This is a genomic window from Rhizobium sp. CNPSo 3670 (assembly GCF_057784555.1).
Genome location: NZ_JBXSOL010000039.1, coordinates 23,620 through 35,183 on the forward strand (window position 1 = coordinate 23,620; position 11,564 = coordinate 35,183).

At 61.3% G+C, this 11,564-nt stretch carries 9 protein-coding genes and 1 pseudogene; 7 read left to right on the forward strand and 3 right to left on the reverse strand.

The window, feature by feature from the left end:
• The 6 genes from AC13QO_RS26465 (at position 1) to AC13QO_RS26490 (ending at position 7,482) form a co-directional block, all read left to right on the forward strand.
• Positions 1–960 (forward strand): carbohydrate ABC transporter permease, encoded by a 960-nt coding sequence (locus AC13QO_RS26465; RefSeq protein WP_085776486.1) that lies wholly within the window; start codon positions 1–3, stop codon positions 958–960.
• Positions 953–1,840 carry a carbohydrate ABC transporter permease gene (locus tag AC13QO_RS26470; protein WP_088396864.1) on the forward strand — a complete coding sequence of 296 codons (888 nt, stop codon included), beginning with the start codon at positions 953–955 and terminating at the stop codon, positions 1,838–1,840. Before AC13QO_RS26465 ends, AC13QO_RS26470 begins: the two co-directional genes overlap by 8 nt.
• The gene (locus AC13QO_RS26475; RefSeq protein ID WP_221113860.1) at positions 1,840–2,937 is read left to right on the forward strand and encodes a Gfo/Idh/MocA family protein; all 1,098 of its coding nucleotides are present in this window, start codon (positions 1,840–1,842) and stop codon (positions 2,935–2,937) included. The genes AC13QO_RS26470 and AC13QO_RS26475 overlap by 1 nt, the downstream gene beginning before the upstream one ends.
• 27 nt (positions 2,938–2,964) lie before the next feature.
• Positions 2,965–4,041 (forward strand): ABC transporter ATP-binding protein, encoded by a 1,077-nt coding sequence (locus tag AC13QO_RS26480; RefSeq protein WP_488542349.1) that lies wholly within the window; start codon positions 2,965–2,967, stop codon positions 4,039–4,041.
• 114 nt (positions 4,042–4,155) lie between these two features.
• The gene (locus tag AC13QO_RS26485; RefSeq protein ID WP_488542350.1) at positions 4,156–5,031 is read left to right on the forward strand and encodes a phosphotransferase; all 876 of its coding nucleotides are present in this window, start codon (positions 4,156–4,158) and stop codon (positions 5,029–5,031) included.
• Positions 5,032–7,482, forward strand: coding sequence for a GcvT family protein (locus AC13QO_RS26490; protein ID WP_488542351.1), 2,451 nt, complete (start codon positions 5,032–5,034; stop codon positions 7,480–7,482). It abuts the gene before it with no gap.
• 251 nt (positions 7,483–7,733) lie between these two features.
• Here AC13QO_RS26490 and AC13QO_RS26495 read toward each other — a convergent pair whose 3' ends face one another.
• Positions 7,734–9,191: a mannitol dehydrogenase family protein gene (locus AC13QO_RS26495; protein WP_488542352.1), complete on the reverse strand. Its 1,458-nt coding sequence runs from the start codon at positions 9,189–9,191 to the stop codon at positions 7,734–7,736.
• A complete protein-coding gene (gene uxaC / locus AC13QO_RS26500; protein WP_488542353.1) occupies positions 9,188–10,603 on the reverse strand; it encodes a glucuronate isomerase in 1,416 nt (471 codons plus the stop codon). Before uxaC ends, AC13QO_RS26495 begins: the two co-directional genes overlap by 4 nt.
• Positions 10,604–10,783: 180 nt before the next feature.
• On the opposite strand from uxaC, the gene AC13QO_RS26505 reads away from it, so the two are divergent.
• The gene (locus tag AC13QO_RS26505; RefSeq protein ID WP_183706140.1) at positions 10,784–10,993 is read left to right on the forward strand and encodes a SlyX family protein; all 210 of its coding nucleotides are present in this window, start codon (positions 10,784–10,786) and stop codon (positions 10,991–10,993) included.
• A 173-nt stretch (positions 10,994–11,166) separates the two neighbouring features.
• Here the strand turns inward: AC13QO_RS26505 and AC13QO_RS26510 are convergent.
• A pseudogene (locus AC13QO_RS26510) lies at positions 11,167–11,564 on the reverse strand (hypothetical protein); the annotation flags it as partial.

Sequence of the window (11,564 nt, forward strand, 5' to 3'; positions counted from 1 at the left end):
ATGAGCAATGCGATGCGCACGCCCGCAGGGGCCATAACAGTGGAAAGATATCAGGGGGCCGTGGCCGAAGGACGCTTCAGGCGTCTTTGGAATGCCAATGCTCCCGGCTATCTCTTCCTCCTTCCGTGGCTCATCGGCTTTTTCGGGCTGACGCTCGGGCCGGCCCTGATTTCGCTCTACCTCTCCTTCACCGACTTCGACATGCTGCAGTCGCCGCGGTGGGTAGGAATGGCGAATTACGTGCGCATCGCCACGGCGGATCCGAAATTTTCCGCCGCCATGCACGTCACCCTGACCTATGTCGTCTTTTCGGTGCCGTTCAAGCTCACCTTTGCCTTGCTGGTGGCCATGGCCCTGAACCGCGGCCTGCGCGGTCTGCCTATCTACCGTGCCATCTTCTATCTGCCGTCGCTGCTCGGCGGCAGCGTCGCGATCGCCGTGCTCTGGCGCCAGCTTTTCGCCAGCGACGGCCTCGTCAACGCCGCCCTCGCACAGATTGGCATCGAAGGGCCGAGCTGGATCTCGCATCCGAACTATTCGATCTATACGCTGGTCGCGCTGTCCGTCTGGCAGTTCGGTTCGCCGATGATCATCTTTCTCGCCGGCCTGCGCCAGATCCCGCAAGACATGTATGAGGCGGCCAGCCTCGACGGCGCCTCGAAATTCCGGCAGTTCTACAAGATCACGCTGCCGCTTCTGACGCCGGTGATCTTCTTCAACGCTGTCGTGCAGACGATCGAAGCCTTCAAGGCCTTCACGCCCGCCTTCATCATATCGGGCGGCACCGGCGGCCCGATCAACTCGACACTGTTCTACACGCTCTACCTCTACCAGGAGGCCTTCGGCAATTTCCGCATGGGCTATGCCTCGGCCCTTGCCTGGATCCTGGTAGTTATCATCGCGATCTTCACCGCCTTCTCCTTCCTGAGCTCGCGTTATTGGGTGCACTACGATGACTGAGATGACCGCTTCCGTGACTGCGGCCAGGCCGCCATCCGATATCACCAAACGCAGCCTGCCCGGGTCGCTCATTGTCCACGCCCTGCTGATCGCCGCTTCGCTGCTCATGGTCTATCCGTTGCTGTGGATGGTTTCGGCTTCGGTCAGGCCGGAAACCGAGATCTTCTCGTCGACTTCGCTCATTCCGTCGTCGATCGATTTTTCGTCCTATGCGCGCGGGTGGGTCGGCCTCGATGTCAGCTTCGGCCGATTCTTCTGGAATTCGCTCGTCATCTCGCTGCTGGTCGTGACAGGCAATGTCATCGCCTGCTCGCTGACGGCCTTCGCCTTTGCCAGATTACGTTTTGCCGGCCGGAACTTCTGGTTCGCGATCATGCTCGGCACGCTGATGATCCCCTATCACGTGACGCTGATTCCGCAATATGTGCTCTTCCTCAACCTTGGCTGGGTCAACACCATCCTGCCGCTGGTCGTGCCGAAGTTTCTGGCAAGCGACGCCTTCTTCATCTTCCTCATGGTGCAGTTCTTCCGCGGCATCCCGCGCGAACTCGACGAGGCAGCGATGATGGACGGCTGCAGCGCCTGGCGGATCTATTGGAAGATCATGTTGCCGCTGTCGCTGCCGGTGTTGGCAACGGCCGCCATCTTCTCCTTCATCTGGACCTGGGACGATTTCTTCGGACCTCTGATCTATCTGAACGACATGAACACCTACACGATCCAGCTCGGTCTGCGCACCTTCGTGGATTCCACCAGCGCTTCGGATTGGGGTGGTCTCTTCGCCATGTCGACCCTGACGCTGGTGCCGGTGTTCTTCTTCTTCCTGTTCTTCCAGCGCCTGCTGATCGAAGGCATCGCCACGACCGGCATGAAACGCTGATGGCGGCAATGGAAAAGAGTGACATGAGCATCAAGACCGTCGCGATCGTCGGCTGCGGCATTGGCCGTTCGCATATCGTCGAAGGCTATCTGCCGCATTCCGATAAGTTCAAGGTGGCGGCGATCTGCGATCTGAACGAAGAACGCATGGCCGCCGTCGGCGACGAGTTCGGCATCGAACGCCGCACCACCTCTTTCGAGACGCTGCTGGCCGACGAAACGATCGACATCATCGATATCTGCACCCCTCCCGGCATTCATCTGGAGCAGGTGGTCGCCGCTCTCGGTGCCGGCAAGCATGTCGTCTGCGAAAAGCCGCTGACGGGCTCGCTCGCCGGCGTCGATACCATCATGGAAGCGGAAAAGACCGCCAAAGGCGTGCTGATGCCGATCTTCCAGTACCGCTACGGCGACGGCATCCAGAAGGCCAAACGGATCATCGATGCCGGCATTGCCGGCAAGCCCTATACGGCTTCCGTGGAAACCTTCTGGCTGCGCAAGCCCGAATATTATGCCGTGCCCTGGCGCGGCAAATGGGCGACCGAACTCGGCGGCGTACTCGTCACCCATGCCCTGCACCTGCACGACATGCTGATGCATTTGATGGGTCCGGCGGCAAGGGTCTTCGGCCGCGTCGCCACCCGCGTCAATGATATCGAGGTCGAGGATTGTGCCTCCGCCAGCCTGCTGATGGAAAACGGCGCCTTCGTCTCGCTGTCCTGCACGCTCGGCTCGCAGGAACAGATCAGCCGGCTGAGACTGCATTTCGAGAATGTCACCTTCGAAAGCACGCACGAACCCTATACGCCGGGCAAGGATCCCTGGAAGATCATCGCCGCCAATGACGACGTTCAGGAAAAGATCGATCGCGTGGTCGGCGACTGGCAGCCCGTTGCGCCGCGCTTCACCACCCAGATGGGTCAGTTCCACGCCTTCCTCAGCGGCACTGGACCCCTGCCGGTGACTACGAAGGATGCGCGCCGTGCGCTCGAACTCGTCACCGCCATCTACCAGTCTTCCGACAGCGGCGCCGAAGTGCCGCTGCCGGTCGGTCCCGACAGTCCGAAATACGCCGATTGGCGCGCAAGAACGAAGTAACCTGTAAAAGAGAGGGGTTTTGAGAAGATGGCAACCAGTGTCGTTCTTCAGAAGGTCGAGAAGCGCTACGGCGCAATGGATGTGATCCATGGCATCGACCTGACGATCGATCCCGGCGAATTCGTCGTTTTCGTCGGCCCCTCGGGATGCGGCAAATCCACCCTTCTGCGGATGATCGCCGGCCTCGAGGAGATCTCGGGCGGCGCGCTGCTGCTCGACAGCGAACGCATGAACGAGGTGGCGCCCGCCAAGCGCGGCATCGCCATGGTCTTCCAGTCCTACGCGCTCTATCCGCATATGTCCGTTTACAAGAACCTCGCCTTCGGTCTGGAGACGGCGGGGTACAAGAAGGCCGAGATCCAGCCGAAAGTAAAACGCGCCGCCGAGATCCTGCAGATCGAGAAGCTCCTTGAGCGGAAGCCGAAAGCGCTCTCCGGCGGCCAGCGCCAGCGCGTGGCGATCGGCCGCGCCATCGTGCGCGAGCCACGCATCTTCCTGTTCGACGAACCGCTGTCCAACCTCGATGCCGAACTGCGCGTGCAGATGCGTGTCGAGATCTCCCGCCTGCACCGGCAGCTCGGCAACACCATGATCTACGTGACGCATGACCAGGTCGAAGCCATGACCATGGCAGACAAGATCGTCGTGTTGAATTCAGGCCGCATCGAGCAGGTCGGCGCGCCTCTCGATCTCTACAACAACCCGGCCAACCGCTTCGTCGCAGGATTCATCGGCAGCCCGAAGATGAATTTCCTCAGGGCCCGCATCGAAAAGGTCGGCGAGGCCGAAACCAGCATTCACGTCTGCGGCAATTCCGTCCGCCTGCCGCGCCGGCTGAAAGGCGAGGCTGGCCAGGAGGTCACTTTCGGCATCCGCCCCGAGCATCTTTCTCTTGCGGAGGGTGCGATCGCGCTCTCGACGGTCAATGTCGACCTCGTCGAAAATCTTGGCGGCGCCACCATGCTCTATACCACGACGCCGGACGGGCAGCTCCTGACGATCGCCCTCGACGGGCAGCAGAAGGTCGAGCGGGGCGCCAATGTGAAGACCTTCTTCGATCCGGCCCGTTGCCACGTGTTCGACGGCGTCGGCAAAACGATCTGACTCTCCGGGAGCGCTCCCGCGAGTCCGGAAGGACCCGTAGCGCTGCCGCCGCTGCTTGACAGCCGATCCTGCTCTGTCCCATCATTTCGGAAGGGGCCGCAAGGAGGGGTTAGCATGACGCCTGAGGATAGGATTCATGCGCTAGGCATCTGGCAGGGCTCGATCGAAATATCGCCGATAGCAGGCGGCATCACCAACAGGAACTATTTGGTCAGCGATGCCGTCGCGCGTTGCGTGGTGAGATTGGGCACCGATATTCCGATCCATCATATCAGCCGCCGAAACGAGCTTGCCGCCAGCCGCGCCGCACATGCCGCCGGCCTGTCGCCCGCCGTCATCCACCATTCGCCCGGCGTGCTGGTGCTCGAATATATCGAGGCGAGGGCGCTTTCGCCGGAGGATTTCGGGGCGCCTGACATGCTTGCCCGGGTGGTCCCGTTGGTGCGCGCCTGCCACCACGACATCGCCCGGCATTTCCGCGGCCCGGCGATGATCTTCTGGGTTTTCCACGTCATCCGCGATTATGCCGCCAGCCTGAAGGCCTCGGGCAGCGTCCATCTTCCCTTGCTTGCGAAACTCCTCGCCAGGGCCGAGACGCTGGAAGCAGCGGCAGGACCTTTCGACATCGCCTTCGGCCACAACGACCTGCTGGCAGCCAATTTCCTCGATGACGGCAAGCGGCTTTGGCTGATTGATTGGGATTATGCGGGCTTCAACACGCCGCTGTTCGATCTCGGCGGATTGGCCTCCAACAACGAATTTTCGGAAGCGGCCGAGCGCGCGATGCTGGAGAGCTATTTCGACCGGTCGCTCACTGATGACCTCGGCCGCCGCTATAGTGCAATGAAATGCGCCTCGCTGCTGCGCGAAACGCTGTGGAGCATGATTTCGGAAATCCATTCCACGATCGATTTCGACTATGCCGCCTATACGGCCGAGAATCTCGCTCGTTTCGAGCGCGCCTACCAAGCCTTTGAACGGGATCAATAAATGACGAGACAATTACCGAAGACGGCAAAGGCCGTGGTCATCGGCGGCGGCATCATCGGCTGCTCGACAGCTTATCATCTCGGCAAGCTCGGCTGGACCGATACCGTCCTGCTCGAACGCAAGAAGCTCACCTCCGGCACCACCTTTCATGCTGCCGGTCTCGTCGGCCAGCTGCGCACGAGCGCCAACATCACCCAGTTGCTCGGTTACTCCGTCGATCTCTACAAGCGGCTGGAGGCGGAAACCGGCCTCGGCACCGGCTGGAAGATGAATGGCGGCCTGCGGCTTGCCTGCAATGAGGAGCGCTGGACGGAGGTTAGGCGCCAGGCGACCACGGCGCAGTCCTTCGGCCTCGACATGCAGTTGCTGACGCCGCAAGAAGCCTTCGATCTCTGGCCGCTGATGACGATTGACGATCTCGTCGGCGCCGCCTTTCTCCCAACCGACGGTCAGGCCAACCCCTCCGACATCACCCAGGCGTTGGCAAAAGGCGCCCGTATATCAGGCGTCTCGATTTTCGAGGATACCGAGGTTCTCGATCTCGACATCGACAAGGGAAAGATCCGTGCCGTCATCACCGCTGAGGGGCGCATCGAATGCGAGCGGGTCGTCGTCTGTGCCGGTCAATGGACACGCGCCTTCGCCGCCCGCTTCGGCGTCAACGTGCCGCTGGTCTCCGTCGAGCACCAATATATCATCACCGAATCCTTCGGTGTGCCTTCTAACCTGCCGACGCTGCGTGATCCCGATCGCCTGACCTATTACAAGGAGGAGGTCGGTGGTATCGTTATGGGCGGCTATGAGCCGAACCCGATTGCCTGGGCGAAAGATGGGATCCCCGAGGGTTTCCACTACACGCTGCTGGACAGCAATTTTGAGCATTTCGAGCAGATCATGGAGCAGGCGCTCGGCCGTGTTCCGGCGCTGGAGAAAGTCGGCGTCAAGCAGCTCTTGAACGGCCCGGAAAGCTTCACGCCGGATGGCAACTTCATTCTGGGCGAGGCGCCGGAGCTGAAGAATTTCTTCGTCGGCGCCGGCTTCAACGCCTTCGGCATCGCGTCTGCCGGCGGCGCCGGCATGGCGCTGGCCGAATGGGTGACGAAGGGCGAACCGCCCTATGATCTCTGGCCGGTCGACATCCGCCGTTTTGGACGCCCGCATTTCGATACCGACTGGGTGCGCACCCGCACGCTCGAAGCCTATGGCAAACACTACACCATGGCCTGGCCGTTCGAGGAGCATTCGAGCGGCCGCCCCTGTCGCAAATCGCCGCTCTATGACCGGCTGAAGGCACAGGGCGCCTGTTTCGGCGAGAAGCTCGGCTGGGAGCGGCCGAACTGGTTTGCCGATCTCTTCGCCAATGAAGAGCCAAGGGATATGTACAGCTATGGCCGTCAGAACTGGTTCGAGGCCGTCGGCCGCGAGCATAAGGCGGTGCGCGAAGCGGCGGTCATCTTCGACCAGACCTCCTTTGCCAAATTCGTGCTGAAGGGCAGGGATGCCGAGGCAGCACTCTCCTGGATCGCTTCCAACGATGTCGCAAAACCTGTGGGATCGCTCGTCTACACCCAGATGCTGAACGACAGGGGTGGCATCGAATGCGATCTGACCGTCGCCCGTATCGCCGAGAACGAATATTACATCGTCACCGGCACGGGTTTTGCCACCCACGACTTCGATTGGATCGCACGCAATATTCCGGACGAGATGCATGCCGAACTTGTCGACGTCACGTCAGCCTATTCCGTTCTGTCGCTGATGGGGCCGAATGCGCGAGCGGTGCTCGAAAACGTGACCGGCGGCGATGTCTCCAATGCGGCCTTCCCCTTCGGCCAGGTGAGGACCATCGGCATATCGGGCTGTCCGGTGCGCGCGCTGCGCATTACCTATGTCGGCGAACTCGGCTACGAGCTGCATGTCCCAGTCGAATATGCCACCACGGTCTATGACGTGCTGATGGCATCAGGCGGCGAATTCGGCCTTGTCAATGCCGGCTATCGCGCCATCGAGAGCTGCCGGCTGGAAAAGGGGTATCGCGCCTGGGGATCCGATATCGGGCCCGATCACACGCCTGTCGAAGCCGGCCTCGGCTGGGCGGTGAAGATCCGCAAGAACATCCCCTTCCGCGGTCGCGGGGCGATCGAGCGGCAGCTGAAGGACGGCGTGAAAAAGCGCCTTGGCTGCTTCGTTCCCGACGATCCCAATACAGTGCTGCTCGGCCGCGAAACCATTTATCGCGACGGCAAGCGTGTCGGCTGGCTCTCGAGCGGCGGCTTCGGTTATACGCTTGGGAAGGCGATCGGTTACGGCTACGTTCGCAACCTGGAAGGCGTGACGGAGGATTTCGTTCTCTCCGGCACTTATGAGCTCGACGTCGCGAGGCAACGCATTCCCTGCAAGGTGTCGCTGGCGCCGCTCTATGATCCGGAGATGGCGCGCGTGAAGGGCTGACATGAAGTGACGCGAAGAGACGGCGTGCCGTGCGACACCCCCCTCTGCCCTGCCGGGCATCTCCCCCACAAGGGTGGAGATCGGCAAGAGGCGATCGCTCGGTCCCTTTCCAGCAATTCACGGACTGCCAAGCGGTGTTGTTTGGCGAAACCGCTGCGCCCAGCCGATCTCCCCACCTGTGGGGGAGATGCCCGGCAGGGCAGAGGGGGGGTGCCACACGGCACGCGCTCTGCTGAAAAGACTTCAAGTTCTCAAAACAGCGGCAGCCGATCGTCTTGGATCAGAATCTCGAGCTTGTCCGAGACATCCTGCGTCCAGGCCCGATGCCCTGTCAAAGCCGACGGGAAAAGGCCGGGGAGGGTGAAGAGCGCCGCCGAAATCGCCGGTCCGGTGCGGGGGACATCAGCAATCAGGGCGGCGATCTCAGCGGCGCGGGGATCGCGCAGCTCATAGCGCTCGCCATTTCCATGCTCGCCGATCGCATAACGCATCCATGCCGCGACGGCGATCGCGTAGGTCTCCGCCCGGTCGCCAAGAGCCAGCGCCTCGCATGCCGGCTCCAGCAGCCGTTGCGGCAGTTTCTGCGTGCCGTCCATGGAGATCTGATAGGTGCGATGCGCAATCGCCTTATTTGCAAAGCGCGCTATCAATTCATTCGCGTAGTCATCGAGATTGATGCCGGGGACCGCATCGAGGGTACGCGCCGCCGCATGAATATGGCGATAGGCAAGGGCGGCGAGACCGGCATCGTCCATCACGTCGCGGATGAATTCATAGCCGCCGATATAACCGAGGTAGGCAAGCAGCGAATGGGCGCCGTTCAGCATCCTGAGCTTCATTTTTTCGTAGGCCGAGACTTCCTCGACCATCAGTGCGCCGCGCACTTTTTCCCAAGCCGGCCGACCATTGGCGAAATGATCTTCGATGACCCATTGGGTGAAGGGCTCGGTCTCGATCGCCGCCAAGTCGGTGCGGCCCGTCAGCCGCTCCGCATCGGCATAGGTCGCCTCGGTGCTTGCCGGCGTGATACGGTCGACCATCGTCGAGGGGAAGGGGACATTAGTCTCGATCCAGCGATGGAGATCGGCATCGATGCGCGAGGTGAATTCCAGCACGAGGCGTTTCAGTACCGCGCCGTTGCTCGGCAGGTTGTCGCAGCTGAGCGGCGTGAAGGGCGCGATGCCCTTTTGCCGGCGGCGTGCGAGGCCTTCGACGAGATAACCGATGACGCCGCGCGGCGCATGCCGGTTGGCGAGGTCGGCGACGATGTCGGGATGTTTGAGGTCGAGGCCGCCGGTTGCGGGATCGAAGCCATAGGCTTTTTCCGTGACCGTCATGCTGACGATGCGGATGGCGGGATCCTCGAGCCGTGCCAGCAGTCCGGCCGGATCGCGGGGCGCAACATGCGCCTTCAGGATCGAGCCGATCACTTCGGCCATGGTGCCTGACGTGTCGCGGATCAGCATCGTATAGAGGCCGTTCTGGGCGGAGAGATTATCCGCGACGTCGGGCGTGCGCAGGCTCGCCACCTCGATGCCCCAGTCGCCGCCTGCGGCCGCAAGCGCAGCATCCGTGAAGGGTGCGAAATGGGCGCGGAAGAAGGCGCCCGGGCCGAGATGCAGGATGCCGGCCTTCAGCGCATTCCTATCATAGGCGGGAAGCTTCGCCGTCGGCGCAAGGCCGGTCACGTTCTGCAGTCTATCGCTCACAGCTTATAGGCCTTCTTTGCATTGTCATAGGAGAGTTCGCGCGCGACAATCTCGGCTTCCTTCCTGGAAATCCGGTGCTCGGCGGCGAGCCCAGCGAGGAAGCGGCAGACTTCGCGCCGCCAGACGTCATGGCGGGCCGGGATCGACAGCAGCGCGCGCGTGTCGTCGTTGAAACCAGCCATATTGGCGAAACCGGCAGTCTCGACCACCTGGCCGAGATAGCGGCGAATCCCGAGCGGGCTGTCATGGAACCACCAGGGCGGGCCCACCATCAGGCAGGGCCAATGGCCCGCCATCGGCGCCAGCTCCCGCGCATAGGTCGTCTCGTCGAGCGTGAACAGCAAGATGCGCAGGCCCGGCGCATGGCCATATTTGGAAAGCAGCGCATTGAGGCCGCCGACCCAGTCTGTGCGTGTAGGGATATCGGCGCCCATATTGGGGCCGCGGGTGGCAAAGAGCCCGCTGTCGGTATTGCGTCTCGAGCCCGCATGGATCTGCATTACCATGCCGTCCTCGGCCGAAAGACCGGCCATTTCGGTCATCATCTGGCCGCGGAAGAGCTCGGCGTCAACAGCCGAAAGCAGGCCCTTTAACGCCTTGTCGAGCAGCGCCTGCTTTTCGGCAAGCGGCAGATCGGCGGTGAAAGCCGTGGGCACGCCGTGATCGGTCGCCGTTGCGCCGAACTGGCGGAAATAGGCGCGCCGACGCCGATGCGCCTCGATCAGGCCGTCCCAGCGCGTCACATCGGCGCCGGTGATCTCTCCGAATTTGACGAGATTGTCGCGGAAGCCGACGGCATCGGGATCGGTGACGCTGTCCGGCCGGTAAGTGGTCCGGACCTTGCCGATCCAGCCCTCCGCCGCCATTTTCTGGTGATGGACAAGCGGGTCGAGCGCGCCTTCCGTCGTCGCGATCGTTTCGATGCCGAATCGCTGATGCAGCGCCCGCGGGCGGAATTCGGGACGGGCGAGCTGGGCATTGATGTGATCGTAGAGCGCGTCGGCATTATCAGCCGTCAGCGGCTCGGTGCAGCCGAGCACGACTGACATCGCGTGGTCCACCCAGAGGCTCGAGGGCGTTCCGCGGAAGAGATGGTAATGTTTGGCAAAGGTCCGCCAGATGGCACGGCCCTCGGCCACTGGCTTGCCGTCGAGCCTGGGAACGCCGAGTTGGTCCAGGGTGACGCCGACGCTGTGCAGCATGCGGAAGAGATAATGATCGGGAATGACCAGCAGCGAGGCCGCATCTTCGAAGGGCTTGTCGTCGGCGAACCAGGATGGCTCGGTGTGCCCGTGCGGGCTGACGATCGGAAGATTGCGCACTGTCTCGTAGAGGTCCCGCGCGATGGTCCGTGTCGCCGGGTCGGCCGGAAAGAGCCGGTCCGGATGAAGAAAGCCGTTGCCTGCGTCCATCAGTATTCCTCCCTGATGGATAGGGCACTACCCCACAACATCAGGCACGGCAAGGTCTTTTAGTAACCAAACGGTTCAGTTTTGCGCATGGCCGCGCCGGCGGTCGAAAACATTGACGTGGCGGCCTATTTCCGCTTTGGAAAACTCATCTATTCTGCCGGTGTCGGCAAAGGAGGATCGATGTCCGACGAGACCAACCGCATCACCCGGCTGGAGGAAATGCTGGCCTATCAGGCAAAGACGATCGAGGAGCTTTCCGATCAACTCGCCGAACAATGGAAAATCGTGGAGCAGATGCGCACCAAGCTGGACCGGCTGACGGAACGCTTCCTGTCGCTGGAGGAGCAGTCGCTGGACGCGCCCCCGATCACCCGCCCGCCGCATTATTAACGAGGCGCGGAGGAAGACCGCTTGCCTGCTACGTTCATCAAGAAGCTCAAGTCTTCCAAGGTATTCCGAAGCCATAATCTCCGGACACTTAGAGCAGTCACGAAAGCGCTGCGCCGAGCCTCGCAGTGGCAGGGTTGCAGCTACGCCTGAAGCCTACTTTTAGGAAAATCAGGTTACGCGCTCTTGGGCGCATTGGCGAGAAAAACACCGACGAGCTCGCGTTTTCGCACGTCAAATGCGTCGATTTTCTCTTTGACCGAAACGATATCAATTTGCGAATTCGCAATCTGCTCCGCCACTAGATCCAGTAACTTATATTGGTCGGCAATGAGCGGGTTAATGATGTCATCCTTCAGACCCGCCAACTCAAACGCCCCTTCGTCATCATAACCGACCATTTGATGGACCATCGTATTCGTTTTTAGATCGAGTCCCAGGATTTCCCTGTAATATTCACTGTGCAGTCGTAGCTCTAGTTTTTTGGCACTGTTGAAAGCATGGATTTTCGCTGCTAGCTCTTCCACACACGCTACGCTGAGCAACGCGATTATGTACCGTTGCGACAAAAGCC